Raw genomic sequence first — 15,655 nt, 5'->3', positions numbered from 1 at the left:
ATCAGCTTCTTCCTACACGGAGGCTGACACTCTGTGAGTTCGAGCGCCGCGAACGTCCGAGCCTGGAGAGGACGATTGTCCTTCGGATACGCTGAGGTCGTCCGGCAGCTCCGCGAATTTCCCGATAAGCTTGGTGTGCGCCGAATTCGCCTTTGGGCGGAGTCTCCGGTCCGCGGAAAGGCGACGGCGACAGAGCCAGAGCGGTTCCGCGCGCATGGGCAGCTCAGCAGCAGCGACCGCCTCGAACGCGACGGCGCCTTCTCATTCATTCCAGCTCAACTCGGCGGCCCGTCGCTAACCGAGCGAGGCTCTGAAGCTGTGGACTGAAGCTGTGTTGAGAATACAAATCACGCTAGCTGCGACCAATTATCCCGCCAGGTGGTTCAGATCATGATTCGCAACCAACACCTCGTCTATGAGGTCGATCCGACACTGTGTCGTTTAATGACTGCTTCGATCTCCACTTCGACCAGTCTGGCAAGACCAAACTCCCGCCAATCATTCGTCAACAACCAATTGAGGCACTGAGCCTCGGAGAAGTTATCCTCGACTATGAAATTCGAAAGAGACGTCACGCTCGATCTTGAAAGGCCGAGCGCCATCAGCGAAAGCTGAGTCCGCTTGGACACGCCAAACTCCAGATACAGCCAAAAGTCTTCCGTCGGAGGCAGAATATCTTCCCTGCCGCGGGCAATCAGCACCGTTCGCAAGATATCGAGATATGCATGAAGATATTTTGGCGTCTCGAAACGGGCAATCCGCTCCACTCTCTCCATCGTTTCCCTAATGACGGAAGTCGCGGGTTTGGAAGGCCGCTTCCTCGACCAATAGCGAATTTGATTGTCGATAATACGGCTGAGAGGCAAGCCCCGCATCCACTCGATGACGAGACGAGCATTGCGATAAGCGGAACTGCCGCTTCCCAGGCCTGCTCCCAAATGATCCGTGAGGCGCGAAAAAATCTCAATGAAGTTGCTTATTGCATCTTCCCGGCTATCCCCTTTCTCATCTTGAATAGTGGCCTCGCTCAGGGGATCGGCCGGGAGAAGGCCTTCCAATTCAATATCCGGCTTCGCCAGAAAATGTCTTTGCAAATCATTCATGCCCCACGGATTGATGCCTGGATTTCGCAGAACGATCTGTGCCGACACCTCGAGGTTCGCCAGAAGTTCGTCCACGGCGGTCGACAAGGTAGAGATTTCGCGCTCCGTCAAAGAGTCTATGCTTGGCGAGCCGATGATTGAACCATAAGCGATACGGCGGAAGATGAGATAGGACAGAAGGTACTCGTAAAAGCGGTTTCTTGTCGCTCCCGCACGGGCTTGCGTATACTGTATGAACTCTGAAAATTCGGAAGCCAGACGCTGTGTAGCGATCTGTATCGTCTGCTTACGCTTGGATCGTGGCGCGCTTCCATCGAACCATTCCGCTTCATGCAAGGGGTCGATACAGAAAATGTTCCCCTGAAACTCCTTACCCCAGCGGCCAGCGCGACCAGCCAGATTCCAGAAGTCCTCTGGCTTCATGAGCTCTTTTTGGCCCCGCTTTGGATTTCTCATGAATACGCTGCGGCAGGACAGATTGACGCCCTCGATCAGTGTGGACGTGCAAACGAGGAAGTTGATTTTACCCGCTGAGAAGAGCCGCTCTACTTCAGTTCTGATCAGCTGAGGAATGTTGCCGTAGTGAAAAGCGACGCCCTTTCTGACAAACCGGCGAAGTTTGAATTTTGGATGCACCGCCTTTTCGCAGAGCTCGCTCAGCGCTGACAGCTCTGGATCCGGTATTTCATGCTTGATGAACTGGCAAAGGATCTCCGCAACGGTTTCGGCGTCGGAAGCCCGGTTGACATAAATTACATTGCCGCCGGACCTGCCCAATTCATACGCAATGAAGGGCAGTTTCTGGGTCGCAGAAGGTCTGTCGGATAGCGTTAGCTGGCCTATCTTTGCCGGCTCTTCGTCAGCGAGCAGGCTTAAGTCCCAAACCTTAGGCTTTCCCCTTATCTGCTCCACCCAAATCAAATTCTGGTTCACCGTCGGTTTGGTGCCGGTGACCGCGGTTACGCGTTTGCCCTCAGGAGCAAATTGCAGCAAACTTTGCGGATTGTCCGTCGAAGGGCTCGCAAATAAGAACTTCGAGCCTGGAAATTCGCTTTGTGCGAGCTCAAGAACTTGCTGCAAGAGCACCCCGCGTTGATTTGCCCCGATCTGCTGCGCCTCATCGATCACGATCAAATCGGCCGGCTTGCGAGAAGCGCGACGGAGCATGTACAGATGGAAACGTTCCTGCGTGTAAATGTAGATGTTGTGCGGTTTTGCGTTGTTGAAGGAAAGCGGAAGCGACGTGATATTGATATCATGCTTTTGGCCCACAAGATTCCGAAGGTCGCTTTCGACCTGCGATATCAAGGCACGCGTCGGAACCAGAAAGAATGTAGTTGTTCCCTTTCTCGTCAGAACGACATTTTCGATCCACTTTTTCAGCACGTAGGACTTGCCGGCAGAAGTGGGAGCTGACGCACTTACCCAGTCGTGCGTCTGTAGTGCTCTCCACAGCGCCTGCTGAAAATCGTTGCCAATAAATTCCCTGGGCGAGCCTATATTGACGGTCGAGGCGATCTGGTGGGATGCGATATCGAGAGACAGGCTCGACGGGAGACGTTCCAGGACGTCGGCTGGCAACAAGTTACGCTTGATGGCGACTTGAACGGTTGGATTATTTGAAGCCTTCGCGAGAATTGCGGCCGCGAAAGCCCGCTCATTTTGTTCGTTGCCTGATGACAGGCACGAGTGAAGGATGCGCAACCCAGCGTCGTGATACAGCTCTGAATCGCTGTTGAGAAAAATATTCGCGCATCGAACGAGATGAAACCAGTCGCGTTTGGCGACGGAAGGCTGCTCGGCAAGAGCTGGAAAATCCCCGGCCACAGCGCTCAACGTTATCTCTCTGACGGCTGCCTGCAGACCACCGTCATTCCATATCAATTCGGCAAGCGCTTGTACCGTCACGACGTCAACCCCAACGACGTTTTCATTGCGTTACGAAAGTCGTCACAAAATCCGAACGGCACATAGAAAATGTGGATCTCGAAACTTTCGACCCCGCGGTTTACCGCGCGCGATTTGGCCATTTTGCACCAATCGGGGAATGCCGCCTTCACTTTGGCCGTGAATTCGGCGTGTTTGATCTGATTAGGCTTTTGTGGGTAATCGTAATCGAATCCCACGAGACAGATTCCCCGCCACGAAACCTTGTTGAAAGCGACCGAGTGTGGATTGATCGAGTCCAGAATTTGTTTCTGCAATTCGGCGTCGGCGAGATCCATGTAATGATCGAGAAGTGCGAGTTCACGTCGTTTGTCCGACCCACCTGTTCCCGGCCCAAGGAGAAAAGGCTTCAGGCCGTCGAAGGCCTCCGATAACGCTCCATCGAGATCTTTATGGACCTTTGATTCGCACCAATAAATGGCGAGCTCGTCGGGTCCATCTCCTGGCCCGCAATGCACACCGTCCAACCCGTGGAAATGCATCTCGCCATCGGTCTTGAGGTCCATTTTGCAAAGCAACTGCGGCAATTTCAAAAAGCTCTCGGCGAGAACAAACAGCAGCATCTCTCCCTGCTCGCCGGACATCCCGTGCTTTTTGAAGGTGTCGATCGCGCGGCGCCGCAGCCTTTCATTTTTCAAACGGGCTTCCAAATCTGTTGATGAGCTTGCAGCCATCAGCAACCGACGGGGCGTGACGTAATCGAGCAGCCAGTTCGCCACTTCATCCGTGAAGTCAGAGAGGCGGGGCAAGGAGCTGCCGTCGAGCGCGACATGATGGCAATGGGCAACGGCTTTTGTACCGTCTACCGCGGCGTGCGTTGTGACAGTTGTAAAAACCGCTGAAAGATCGAGACCCCGCCGGGTTAAGGCCGCCAAGCGCTCGGCAAGCGTCATCCCTGACGCGACAGAAGTATCCATAAAGCAGATCGCCAAACCGAAAAACGAATACTAAAAAGAACCCAACTATTTGGCAAACCTGGTCCGTCGAACTCCTGTGGGTTGATTATCGCCTGCAATGAATAGACGACGAACATTTCGCCGCTATCTGGGACGACTGGAGATTGCCGTGTCGTGATACCGGCACAGCAGTTGACGACCATCGTTCTGCGAACCCGTCTGTAAGCGCTTATCCGTCGATGAATGTTTTCCGGAGAAGACGATTCGTCAATGACGCCAAACCTAGCGGACTCAATTCAAAACGTACCGTTATGCGTCTATTGGGATACACTCTGCCGGACGCAAATGTCTTCGTTCGATCCGGACGATATTTCTAGGCGGGAATGGCTGGAGCTATGATTGTGTCCCGCAAGCTCTAAGTAACGCGATCGTCGAAGGCGCTATCGAGTGAAACAGGATAACTCTCAAGTGCATTCAATTCGAAAAGCGTAGGTTAGACCTTAATTGATCATGCGGTAGCGCAACGTACAAAATTCCTGTTGCGTGCAACAAAGTGACATGCATTTATAGGTAGATCGCGGTCTTCTGAGGGGGAGGCGGCCTTGGCTTATCAGATCCCGGCAAATATTCGGCCGATCCTGGCGCGTCTCGCGGACGTCATCGTTCCAATTGCTGACTGGATTAACCAAGCAGGCAAGGCGCCGCCCAAATGTACCGAATTTATCCCCGCGCTCGCCAATGTCCCATGGCGTCCAGCGGGCGCTGCACCCAGCCTAAGCATAAATGATTTCGACATCGTCGCTTACCTCGAATACCGAGCCAAACAGGACGAGCCGCTTGAACCGCTTGCCGCACGATGGCGGCAGGTCAGAGCCAATCCGACGGCGTTCTTTAAGTCGTGGACGGGAGAACAAGCAGCGGCATGGCGAGCGCGGCGCGCGAACCTGAACGCTGCGCCTCGCTTTGGTGCTTTCGAGTCAACCAGCAGCAATTTTGGATTCTATACGCAGGACGCTCAAGGCAATCCGAAAGATGCCATCTCCCGGGAAGGATTTTACGACGCGTGCTGGGGTCCGCTCGAGGATGCTCACAAGGCATCGAATCCCGATGCGAACGGATGGCCGAACTTCGCCAGCCGCTTGCGTTCCGATGGCATTCAGGCGTGGCCCTCTACGAGAAACATTCGTTCGTCACTTTTTGTGCGTCAATTCACGATCGATATTCTGGTCGCAATCCTTGGACAGAAAAATCCCGCTGCGAGCAGCAAGGGGCTTCTTTGGCCGCGTGCCATCTTGATCGAGGCCGGCGAAAATAGACAGCCTAGTAATGCCTATACGGTCGCCGAGGCTGCAACGGCGGTCCAACATTTTAAGAGCCTTATCTAAGGCCATATTGCCAAGTCGTTCATAGAGCTTCGGAGGGCGGGCCATGGCCAAGCCACGCGATTTCATTGTTGTAGGCAGTGGAGGAGGAGGAGGTACGATCGCCTGGCTTCTCGCCAAAGCGGGATACGACGTTCTGTTGCTCGAGCAGGGACCTGACTTGGCGAAGGAACATCGCGATCCGGCTAAGGATTTTGATCCCGCCGTCCATGACGAATTCTTCTTCCGGCTCGGGAAGCCTGACCCTAAGCGGCGGCGGCGCGGCGACTACAACACTTTCCTTGAGCGCGGCGTTCCAGGCTCCATGCCAACTCCGTTCGATGGCGGTTGGACCGGCTCCGTCGTCGGCGGGGGGTCTGTCTTGTGGGGCAGCTGGGCTTTTCGGCCGCTGCCCATTGACTTCAAGCTCAAGACCCATTTTGAGGCGACCGGCCAATTGAAGGGGGCGAACGGTCTTGAAAGGGCCGGTTATTGCGTCGTGGATTGGCCAATCGCCTACACTGAGATGATGCCATATTTTTCTGTAGCCGAAGCCCTTCTTGGCGTCAGCGGCGACCGACAGGCCATCAATGAGAGCGTCCGGCAGAGCGATTGGTACCAGCGCTTCAAGAACGAGGCCTATTGGGGTGACGAGAAGCAATGGTTTCCGGACGAGCCGTTCCCACTTGGCGCTTATCCACGAACACCGGTCGGTCAATTTGTGTTCGAAGGAATTGAATCGATTGACAAAAGCTGGAAGGCCTTCTCAACACCGGTTGCGATTGTACAGCCCGGCTCAAGCGGGGCCGATACACGCAGTGCGCTTGGCGCCGCTCTTCGGCGGCAAAAGGGCGCGCTTCCGGGTGCGTTCTGGCAAAATAAGGCAGATGAACTTTGGTCTGACCGCATCCGCCAAGCTTGCAATATGTGCGGCTATTGCGGCGAGTATCTTTGCTGGGGACGAACCGGCCCCAAATGGGGTACCCAGGACTCGACGCTGTATGAACTCGCCAACGTCAAGAATGCGACAATCCGGCCGAACGCGAAGGCCGTGGAAATCATATTCGATGAGAAGACCTCGCGCGCCACAGGCGTAGCCTATCTTGATCTGAGCGATCCCGACAATGCGACCATGCAGACGGTCGATGCCCATCATGTCATAGTGTCGTGCGGAGCCGTGCAGACCACGCGCTTGCTACTGATGTCGGGACCTGCGGCGGGGCTCGGCAACAAGACCGATCAGCTCGGCGCTTACGCCATGTTCCATATGTTTGGGTTGGGCGCCACGGCAACCTTGGATGAGAAATTCCAAGGCTTCCTGCATAGTGAATTGGGACCAACCGGAAACACGACGACCTTTGCCACCTATTTCATGAAGGATGGCACTGGCGATACGTGGGTCAAGGGCGGTCATCTCACCAGTGCCGCCAAGAAGAATCCGCTCGAGGCGGCTGTTGGCTCCGCGACAGGAAATCCACCAAAGCTCGGCATCGACATTCTCAATCAAATGCAAGTCACCAATCGCCAACTGGAGATCCGCCTGACCGCCGACGATCTTCCGATGAAGGCAAATCGCATCACGCTCGACTCAACTTATGTCGATGAGTACGGCTATCCCGTCGCTTGCATCTCGCGAGCCAAGGGACGCAACGAGCAAAACGTTGATCGCCTTGGAACGGACCTGATGCCGAAGGTCTTTGAGCAGTATCGACAAAATGGCATCGTGAACACGCCTGTCGGCACGAGCCCTGCCATCCTCAAATTGGTCGGTGACCATCAGATGGGGACGTGCCGCATGGGGGATGACCCGGCGGCCTCAGTCGTGAACAGGTTCTGCCGTTTGCATGACGCGGAAAACGTCTTTGTGGTCGATTCGAGCTTCATGCCAACTGGCCTTGGCCTCAATCCGATGGTGACCGTTGTGGCCAACGCTTTGCGTGTCGGCTCGCACATTGTTGATGCTCTGAAGAAGGGCGAGAAACCCGGTCAAGTCTGAGCCAGGCAAATCCAGAGAAGATTGCTAGGAGTGCGACTATGCGAGCGGTATTTGTGGCGATTATGGCGCTCGTTTCGCTTCTGCCGGCTTCAGCACGTGCCTAGTTTGACATGGGGCACATGACAGTGGCCGCTTTTGCCTTTCAGCGCCTTGATGCTCCCATACGGGCAAGGATTGTCAAGCTCAATCCCGATTATGAGAACTGGGTCCGGAACGCATCGCTCCAAAATGTCGACCTCATCGCGTTTACCCGCGCCAGCACCTGGGCTGATGACATCAAGAAGCGTCACGACTACCACTTTGGAACGCTCGCGCAGGATGGAAGCCATGCCTTCGACAACATAGGCTATGTCGACCATGCGATGCACAACTATTGGCACTACATTGATTTTCTGTTCTCCGACGACGGCACACCGCTGATCCGGCCTGAAGAGCCCAATGGGCTGACGCAGATCAGAACCTTCACATCGATTTTGTCTTCAAATGCAAGCGACGACGTCAAATCCTATGATCTCGTCTGGCTGTTGCATCTTGTGGGCGATGCCCACCAACCGCTTCATGCGACATCACGCTTTTCTCATCAACTTCCTAAGGGCGGCAACGGCGGCAATGCCGAAGCCTTGTGCCGCACGACGGTGTGTGGATTGAAGCTGCGCGCTTACTGGGATGGTCTCATGGGCGATACTGGGCGTCCGGATGATGCAATTGTAATCGCCTCAACCTTGTCGTCGCCCGACTCATCTGCAGCCTCCATCAACGATCCAGAGACCTGGTTTAAGGAAGGAGCCGCGCTCGCGCAGAAGGTAGTTTATACTGCCGCAATCGGTGATGGCTCGGGTCCATTCACGCTGGATGAAGCGTACCAGGCGACCGCAAGCCAAGTGGCCCGCGATCGCGTCGCTCTTGCAGGAGCACGCCTTGCCAATCTGCTCAATGCTGCTCTTAAGAACTAACGGGATGCCAACTGGGATTTAGGCCGATGCGTGTCCTCGCGTTTCTCTTCGTCATACTGCTTGAGTCGGTATCCAGTCCGGCGTTCGCCTGGTGGGACGAAGGGCATATGCAGATTGCCTATTTGGTGTACCAGCGACTCGATCCGGCGGTGAAAGATAGGGCCGACGTCCTCCTTAGGCTTAATCCGGACCATCAGACCTGGACTAGCAATGCACCCGAGCGGAAGGAAAAGCTTTATGCTTTCGTTCACGCGGCGACCTGGGCGGACGAGACCAAGGCCGATTACTACGCCGACGAAGTCACGGGCTCGACCGCCGGTCAGATCGTGCCCTATGGGCACCTGAAACATGGCTATTGGCACTTCAAAGATATTCTCTACTCGCCTGATGGCACGACCCTGCCTGCGCCGGCCGCCCCAGATGCTGTCACGCGACTGAAATTGATGAACGCCAAACTCCCGGCGTGTCAGGAGCATCAGATAATTTGCGTTCCTATGATCTAACCTGGATGGTCCATCTTGTCGGCGATCTTCACCAGCCCTTGCACCCAATTGCGCGGTATGCGGCGAAAATCCCGGACGGAGACCGGGGAGGCAATGCCGAAATGGTCATTCCAGCCACAGGCGAAACGATCGCGCTGCACGCCTACTGGGATCGGATCTTCGGCGGATACTCTTCGGTATTCGCCGCGATGTTCGATGCCGACGAAAAAGAGGGCCTGGCAAGCGTCGCACCGGACGGCGAAAAGGCACTCATCTTGGATCCCGATGTCTGGGCACAAGAGAGTTTCGAATTGGCAAAGCAAAATGCCTGCGCGGCCCCATCCGCGCCGACAATACAGCCGTGCAGTTGACCCGCGATTATGAGACGAACGCAAGGAACATCTCCAGGAATCAGGCTGCATTAATGGCGGCGCGTTTGGCGAATTTGCTCAACCTGTTGCTGAAGTAGCCATCGTCCAGCAATACGCGTCGATGGCGACGTGTGAGATAGGGGGGTCTTGAAGAGATTTTCTTTTTTGGCGTGCTCGATATTACTTGCAAGAGATGTCTGTGGCCGCCGAAGTTCATCTTTTTATTCACTAGGATCAAAATGGTTACCCGCCGTCACCGCGACAAATCCGGAGGATGCGATGGATCAACTTGTGTTCGTACATGGCGTCAACACTCGCAAAGGGGAGGGCTATGATCTAGAGGTTGATAACCGCGACAGACTCTTCAAGGAAGCGGCGTGGGCGGGGGCGCCCGTCAACATCCGCAACGTCTACTGGGGCGACTTGGGCGCGCAATTCGGCTACGATCTTGCCTGCCTGCCGAGCAACGGCCCCAAGGCTGCAAGTTTTGGCTTGCTTGGCAGTGTCGCGACCCCTGCAACGGTTCTGCAGGCTCAGCCCTTGAGTGGACTCGCGTCAACCGACTTCGGCGCCATGGTCGATGCGATTTTCGTTGCCTTGATTGATGAGGCCGAAGCGGCTGGCAAGCCTCTGACCGGCGACCAAATCGCGAAATTTCGGACCGCGGGCGACTATGCGGTGAACAATGCGGTCGCCGCTCCTTCCTGGGCTAGCGGAGCATCATCAGACCAACTGATCGTCTCGGAACTACGCAAACGGGTCGCCCCAACCGCGGCCGTGTCGTTCGGACTCAGCGACGACATCGCCAGTGCGGCAAAGTCGCTTGCCGACCGAGCACGCAACTTGGTGTCATCCGGTATCGCGCCGATAATACGTGATGGGGCCAGTCCGCTTGTGGCACGTTTTCTCGGTGATATCTTTGTGTACCTATACGATCGCGGAACGCCGTCGAAGCGCGTGAAAATCCGCGAAATCATCGCAAACGATGTAAATGCAGCAGCGACTGAGGCGAAGAAGCAGGGCGGCAAGGTCGTCCTCATCGGACATAGCCTCGGAGGCGTCATCCTGCGCGACATGCTTGGGGACCCATTGTCTGGCCTCGATCAGAACATCAGGATAGATTTGTTGGCGACGGTCGGATCGCAGCCCGGCCTTTTTCAGGAAATGAGCTTGCTGGGGAATCTTACGAAAGCTCCCCAGAAGGTCTCGCTTGTCGCTACGGTCGGCTCTTGGTGGAACGTTTATGACCCCGTGGATCTGCTATCGTTCCGCTGCGCACCGATGTTTCAGGACGTGACCGACTTTGAGTTTAGCTCGGTGGCAGGGCTCATCGACGCACACACAAGTTATTTCAAGCGACCGCGCTTTTACGCGCGGCTGCGCGAGCGCCTTAAGGAAATCGGTATCGGCGCATGAGCCTCGTGTACGAGAGACAAATCAACGGCCCGGCGACCCATGCATTCATCATCGGGGTCGGCTCCTATCCCTACGCAAAGCCGGGCGCTTCGCTCTTCGGGCCGAATACACCTCTGCCTCTTTCCAATGTGCCAGATCTGGATAGTGCGCCCGTCGGTGCCAAGTTGTTTTGCGACTGGCTGCTCAGCCACGCGGATGGTCTGCCCGCGCCGCTCGGGAGCGTTCACCTCGCGCTCTCGGCCCCGCCGACGGCGCCGCCGTCTGCTTCTCAGTACGAATGGAAAGGAAGGTTGGCTAACACATCGGCCGTTGATCCCCGCGGAAGCTCGACTGCCGTATCATCAACCGATGGAGCCTCGATCCAGCAAGACGGAACCGATTGGTCCGGGCGGCTTCTGGCTATACCGGACCAAGTTGCCGTGTTTTACATCTGCGGGCACGGGGCGGCAGTGCCCACGCGATCGGTTGTGCTACTGTCGGATGTCGCTGGGAATGTTGCCGCTACAAACACTGCTTGGCAGTCACATGTTGATGTCCAATATCTCGCGAGTGTCATGTCTCGCCAAGCAGACCTTCGGGAAGGCTATCTCTTTGTTGACGCATGTCAGGAGCTCATCACCGACATAGTGCTTGGTCAGATCGATCCATCCGTCGGCATGGGCGATATGCTACGATTCTTCCCTCAAGGCGCCGCTACGCCAAGGAACAAGGTGCTGCTCCTGGTGCCCGGACCGATGGGGCAGTTGACCTATGACGATGGCCAGGGCGGCGGAGGACGCTTCACACAAGTTCTTGTGGAGGCGCTAAACGGAGCCGGGGCAAGAAATTACACGGGGGCTGGACAGTGGGGCGTGCTGCTGGACGGCCTTCCGCGAGCAATGAACACACTCTATCGGTTGCGCGGCTGGTCCTCGGACGCCTTCAACCCGACACCAATCAGGTCGCTTGTTAGTTCCGGTCCGATCGTCAAGTATCAGACGCCGCCCGAGGTGCCGTTCGTCGTGATGCTTGATCCGGCCGTCGCAATCAACCATGCCGACCAGGTTTGTCTGCGGGATGCAGCCGATAACGTGATCGTCGCTCGTGCCGATCAAGCCGAGCAGTGGATCGGAAAGGCGCAGGCCCGTATGGACTTGTGCTTCGTCCAAGCGACCTTCAATAAGCCTAACGTTCCCTATGTCTCGCAGTCGCTGACGCGGGTTGACTTGTCCGAAATGCGGGTCGATCCGGTTCTTCTCCATCGGGTTACATGATGCCGAAGATCACTATAGAGCCGCCGAGCGAGGCCGGAGTTGTGCGAATCGGCGTGTTCGCTCCAGACGGACAGCTGCTCGTACACCCTCGGTTGGTCCTTCCGCCGACCGGTGCGTTCGAGTTCGACGCGCCGAAGCCAGGAACCTACACGGCGAGTCTGGAGTCGCTCGGCGCGGGCCAAGTACTGTGGAGCTTTTCAGTTGCATCTGACACATCGACACTGAAAGTTCCCCCACTCGACTCGCTGCGGGTTCAACGTCCCGAGCGTGCGGGCGCGCGCAATCGATCAGGTGGATCCAATACAGCGGTGCCGGGGGAGATCGCGGCGATCGAACTTTGGGCCGACCACCATCCCGAGACACTGCCAAACATACTCCCGACGGATGCCGTTGCGTTCGAGAGGCGGCTCGACGTCGGCAACGTGTCAGCGGGCCCCACCATGAGTTTCAATCCCGGTCCCGGGGTGGCCTATAGTCTCGGCTTATCCTATGACAGCCAGCCGCTCCGCTCCGGCGGTTGGCGACCCTTCACAGCGCGTACCGTAAACACGCGCCGGACTGATTCAGGAGATGTCGAAGTCGAATTCGATCGCGACGACACACTTCCGCCGGCCAATTCGGGAGCGCGCCTGAGACTTTCGATTGCAATCGAAGCCAACCGTGTTCAGCGTGTACTCGTTCCTCTGTTCGCTGGGGGGGTCAGAGTAAGGCTCCGCACCGCAGAGGCTCCCTATCTCAGTAGCGATACGCTGAGCATCGTACCGTCCCGCCCGGAGACGCACGCATTACTCCAAGCGCTAACCTCCAATTCGATGGAAATCGCGACCGGCATCTGGAACGAAATCGGGCATGGTCCAGCCCATCTGGCCCGCTATGCGAGCGCCGACGTTGGTGATGATCCGTGGGTCTCAGTGGCGGTAGGCGTGTTGATGCTGCGACTGGGTTGGCTTCGGGACAACGACTACTGGCTCGAGGAACTGGCACGGCACCACCGTTGGCTCGCAGATGCATCCATTCTCGCGGCGCATCAACGTCTCGCGCAAAACCCCCCCGATGTGGATGGCGCAATTGGGTATCTGCAGCAGGCTCGTCGTGCCGGCGCCGTCTATTTTTTCGAGGCTAACCGGCTCCAAGGTGACCTGCTGGTGGCGTTGGCGGCTGATGGTCCGGAAAAGACCCATCGCAACCTTGCAGCCGCGGAACTCGCGCGCTGGCGGACCGAGCTCGCCAACCAAGTACAAGTGGGTGCATTCTTCTCATGGCTCATGACACGCGGCGCGCGCACTCGTGGTGGCCTCGATCAACGTTACAGCACCATTCTGGATAGCGGCCGTCTAGCAGGACAAACTAGATGATTTGACGGGCTTTCGAGCTCACTTTGTTCGAGGCGGCCGAACTGGCGAGGCGTCTGGAAGAGAAGTGGGTCGTTTCCGCAGCGACTTCACTCGCGGAGAACGCGCCAGCCGCTTTGGGCGGCCCTGCTTCCTCGACGGAACAGAAGACCGACTTCGTCGTCGTTCTCGCAAGGCCCACGACGGCATCCCTTTGTTTTCCGGGATGAGCGAATACTGGGCGAGTGCCACGTCAGCAAGATGGTCCGTGGCCGCATTGTCGGGGCGATGGCCCAATGACCAATCCTATGAGTATCTTGATAGTGCGCCCGCCGGCTATTTCGTGCTCACCGTTCTTCGTCAAGCCAAGCGCAAGCAGCTTTGGGCTGCGCTAATGGTTCCTTACACCCCAATGAGGTCGAACCCGCTGGACTGCTTCCTCCGTCGTCGAGTTCAGCTTGCGGTCTATCCCAGGTGAGCATCGAAGTCCGGAGGATGCGTGGAGCGCCTAAGGTTGGCGTTTTGTTCGGGTGTCACGCCATCGCCTTCGCGCCGATAGCCGTGGGACGCGTGATGGCTAAGCGACGAAAACGGCACCCAACAATCTCCCTAGCTGAGTTCAGCGCCAAGGCAACGGCGAGCCGCATCGCAACGGGAGGCGGTGCGCTCGCAGCTCGCAGGCGGTTTCGCAAAAGGCAGCTTGACCCTGGTCGACGTCCGCTCAGGTGGTGGCGGATTATTGCGTTTGCGCTACCGCTTCGGCTTCAGGTCGTGTCCCCAGTGATGGTGTAGCTCGGTAGAGCAAAGCCGTCCGCACGCGCGCCCTCAGATAGCGCCGTAGCGGGCGGACGGCTTTGCGGTGGTCACCGGCGATTCGCCGGTAGGGTCGGGTTGCTGACACCAACCTGATTCGAGGAACCACCGATGACCGACGAGATGATGAACCTGCGGACGCTCGTGGAGAAGACCCCTGATGCGGATCTGCTGCGCGAGATGATCGGCTTTGCCGCCCAGCGCCTGATGGAGCTGGAAGTGGAAGGCCAGACCGGGGCAGCCTATGGCGAGAAGAATCCCGAGCGGCTGGCGCAGCGCAACGGCTACCGCGATCGCGTCTGGGAGACCCGCGCTGGCGCGGTCGAACTGCGCATCCCCAAGCTGCGCAAGGGCTCCTACTTCCCCGGCTTCCTGGAGCCCCGCCGCATGGCCGAGAAGGCGCTCACCGCGGTGGTGCAGGAAGCCTATGTGCAGGGGGTCTCGACCCGTTCGGTCGACGATCTGGTGCAGGCCATGGGCATGAGCGGCATCTCAAAGAGCCAGGTGAGCCGGCTCTGCGCCGAGATCGATGACAAGGTGAAGGCCTTTCTCGGCCGCCCGATCGAGGGCGACTGGCCGTATTTGTGGATCGACGCCACCTACGTGAAGGTGCGCCAGCAGGGCCGCATCGTCTCGGTCGCGGTGATCGTCGCGGTCGGCGTCAACAGCGACGGCCGGCGCGAAGTGCTCGGCATGGACATTGGTCCCTCCGAAGCCGAGACGTTCTGGACCGCGTTCCTGCGCAAGCTCGCCCGCCGCGGCCTGCGCGGCGTCAAGCTGGTCGTCTCCGACGCCCATGAGGCCATCAAGGCGACCGTCAGCAAGGTGCTCAACGCCAGCTGGCAGCGCTGCCGCGTGCACTTCATGCGCAACGCGCTCGCCCATGCCGGCAAGAGCGGACGGCGTGTCGTCTCTGCCTTCATCGCCACCGCGTTTGCCCAGGACGATGCCGAGACGGCACGAGCGCAGTGGCGGAAGGTCGCCGACCAGCTCCGCCCCAAGCTGCCCAAGCTCGCAACCTTCCTGGACGAGGCCGAGACCGATGTGCTCGCCTACATGACCTTCCCGCCGCAACATCGGACCAAGCTGCGCTCCACCAACCCGATCGAGCGCCTCAACGGCGAGATCAAGCGGCGGACCGAGGTGGTCGGCATCTTCCCCAACGAAGACGCCATCGTCCGCCTTATCGGCGCGATCCTGCTCGAGCAGAACGATGAATGGGCCGTCCAGCGCGCCCGTTACATGACGCTGGAAACCATCGCGCCGTTGAGCGATGATCCCACCGTCAGCCTTCCGGCAATCGCCAGCTGACCTGTCCGGCCCTTGCCGGTGAACGCGGTGCCCCACCGCCAGTTACACCACGCCTGGGGACACGATCACCGCTTCACCGCTTCGACCCCGAGCAGGGTTGCTTCGTGGTTGGCATCGAGACACCGGCGCCTGGTCGAATGGCGACCGCATCAGCGAGATCGGTGCCGTGAAGGTCCGCAATCATGAGGTCGTCGCCGCTGCGGGCGATGTCACTCGGTCTCGTGAGTGCGGCGCGGTTTGTCCGGCAATGCTCTGCACATTTGCGCGGTAGCGGCTCGTGGCGCGACCAGGATCGTTTGAGAATTGGGCTCCGTTCGCGCGTAGGTTCCCGATCGGGAAAATAAACCCCGTGGCCAGTCCTGGATAGGGGATTAATTTACCGTTCAGTAAATTTTGGCGTGACCAACTAGTTCCCAACCTAG

12 protein-coding genes are annotated in these 15,655 nt (G+C 57.7%); 10 read left to right on the top strand and 2 right to left on the bottom strand.

From position 1 onward, the window contains the following. Positions 1–413: 413 nt before the first annotated feature. Both J2R76_RS19490 and J2R76_RS19485 read right to left on the bottom strand, forming a co-directional pair. Entirely contained in the window at positions 414–3,011 is a 2,598-nt protein-coding gene (locus tag J2R76_RS19490) for a DEAD/DEAH box helicase (protein ID WP_253624626.1), read from the bottom strand. Next, positions 3,008–3,967 (bottom strand): DUF1837 domain-containing protein, encoded by a 960-nt coding sequence (locus J2R76_RS19485; RefSeq protein ID WP_253624625.1) that lies wholly within the window; start codon positions 3,965–3,967, stop codon positions 3,008–3,010. Before J2R76_RS19485 ends, J2R76_RS19490 begins: the two co-directional genes overlap by 4 nt. A gap of 581 nt (positions 3,968–4,548) precedes the next feature. Here J2R76_RS19485 and J2R76_RS19480 point away from each other — a divergent pair. The 10 genes from J2R76_RS19480 to J2R76_RS19435 all read left to right on the top strand — a co-directional run bounded on the left by J2R76_RS19480 (position 4,549) and on the right by J2R76_RS19435 (position 15,233). After that, complete coding sequence (locus J2R76_RS19480) at positions 4,549–5,331, top strand: hypothetical protein (protein WP_253624624.1); 783 nt, start codon at positions 4,549–4,551, stop codon at positions 5,329–5,331. Positions 5,332–5,374: 43 nt separating this feature from the next. Further along, a complete protein-coding gene (locus tag J2R76_RS19475) occupies positions 5,375–7,303 on the top strand; it encodes a GMC oxidoreductase (protein ID WP_253624623.1) in 1,929 nt (642 codons plus the stop codon). Positions 7,304–7,422: 119 nt separating this feature from the next. Continuing rightward, a complete protein-coding gene (locus J2R76_RS19470) occupies positions 7,423–8,256 on the top strand; it encodes a S1/P1 nuclease (RefSeq protein ID WP_253624622.1) in 834 nt (277 codons plus the stop codon). Between the two features lie 26 nt (positions 8,257–8,282). Next, positions 8,283–8,759, top strand: a complete 477-nt coding sequence (locus J2R76_RS19465; protein ID WP_253624621.1) for a S1/P1 nuclease — start codon at positions 8,283–8,285, stop codon at positions 8,757–8,759. Positions 8,760–8,764: 5 nt separating this feature from the next. After that, entirely contained in the window at positions 8,765–9,109 is a 345-nt protein-coding gene (locus tag J2R76_RS19460; RefSeq protein WP_253624620.1) for a S1/P1 nuclease, read from the top strand. Between the two features lie 279 nt (positions 9,110–9,388). Further along, positions 9,389–10,525, top strand: a complete 1,137-nt coding sequence (locus J2R76_RS19455) for a hypothetical protein (RefSeq protein WP_253624619.1) — start codon at positions 9,389–9,391, stop codon at positions 10,523–10,525. Continuing rightward, on the top strand, positions 10,522–11,778 hold the full coding sequence (locus tag J2R76_RS19450; RefSeq protein WP_253624618.1) for a hypothetical protein: 1,257 nt from the start codon (positions 10,522–10,524) through the stop codon (positions 11,776–11,778). Before J2R76_RS19455 ends, J2R76_RS19450 begins: the two co-directional genes overlap by 4 nt. Next, positions 11,775–13,133, top strand: a complete 1,359-nt coding sequence (locus J2R76_RS19445; protein ID WP_253624617.1) for a hypothetical protein — start codon at positions 11,775–11,777, stop codon at positions 13,131–13,133. Before J2R76_RS19450 ends, J2R76_RS19445 begins: the two co-directional genes overlap by 4 nt. Positions 13,134–13,156: 23 nt before the next feature. Continuing rightward, the gene (locus J2R76_RS19440; RefSeq protein ID WP_253624616.1) at positions 13,157–13,339 is read left to right on the top strand and encodes a hypothetical protein; all 183 of its coding nucleotides are present in this window, start codon (positions 13,157–13,159) and stop codon (positions 13,337–13,339) included. A gap of 694 nt (positions 13,340–14,033) precedes the next feature. Further along, on the top strand, positions 14,034–15,233 hold the full coding sequence (locus J2R76_RS19435) for an IS256 family transposase (protein WP_253624615.1): 1,200 nt from the start codon (positions 14,034–14,036) through the stop codon (positions 15,231–15,233). Positions 15,234–15,655 lie beyond the last annotated feature (422 nt).

Origin of the sequence: Bradyrhizobium sp. USDA 4532 (genome assembly GCF_024171315.1) — a bacterium.
GTDB classification, from domain to species: Bacteria; Pseudomonadota; Alphaproteobacteria; order Rhizobiales; family Xanthobacteraceae; genus Bradyrhizobium; species Bradyrhizobium australafricanum.
The sequence above is the reverse complement of the archived record's forward strand: the minus strand, read 5'-3'. Positions and strand labels throughout refer to the sequence as shown.

Excerpts from the sequence above, each read along its gene's own strand:
- J2R76_RS19485 (WP_253624625.1), bottom strand. The coding sequence starts at position 3,967 with ATGGATACTTCTGTCGCGTCAGGGATGACGCTTGCCGAGCGCTTGGCG.
- J2R76_RS19475 (WP_253624623.1), top strand. The coding sequence starts at position 5,375 with ATGGCCAAGCCACGCGATTTCATTGTTGTAGGCAGTGGAGGAGGAGGA.
- J2R76_RS19470 (WP_253624622.1), top strand. The coding sequence starts at position 7,423 with ATGACAGTGGCCGCTTTTGCCTTTCAGCGCCTTGATGCTCCCATACGG.
- J2R76_RS19465 (WP_253624621.1), top strand. The coding sequence starts at position 8,283 with ATGCGTGTCCTCGCGTTTCTCTTCGTCATACTGCTTGAGTCGGTATCC.
- J2R76_RS19460 (WP_253624620.1), top strand. The coding sequence starts at position 8,765 with ATGGTCCATCTTGTCGGCGATCTTCACCAGCCCTTGCACCCAATTGCG.
- J2R76_RS19455 (WP_253624619.1), top strand. The coding sequence starts at position 9,389 with ATGGATCAACTTGTGTTCGTACATGGCGTCAACACTCGCAAAGGGGAG.
- J2R76_RS19450 (WP_253624618.1), top strand. The coding sequence starts at position 10,522 with ATGAGCCTCGTGTACGAGAGACAAATCAACGGCCCGGCGACCCATGCA.
- J2R76_RS19445 (WP_253624617.1), top strand. The coding sequence starts at position 11,775 with ATGATGCCGAAGATCACTATAGAGCCGCCGAGCGAGGCCGGAGTTGTG.
- J2R76_RS19435 (WP_253624615.1), top strand. The coding sequence starts at position 14,034 with ATGACCGACGAGATGATGAACCTGCGGACGCTCGTGGAGAAGACCCCT.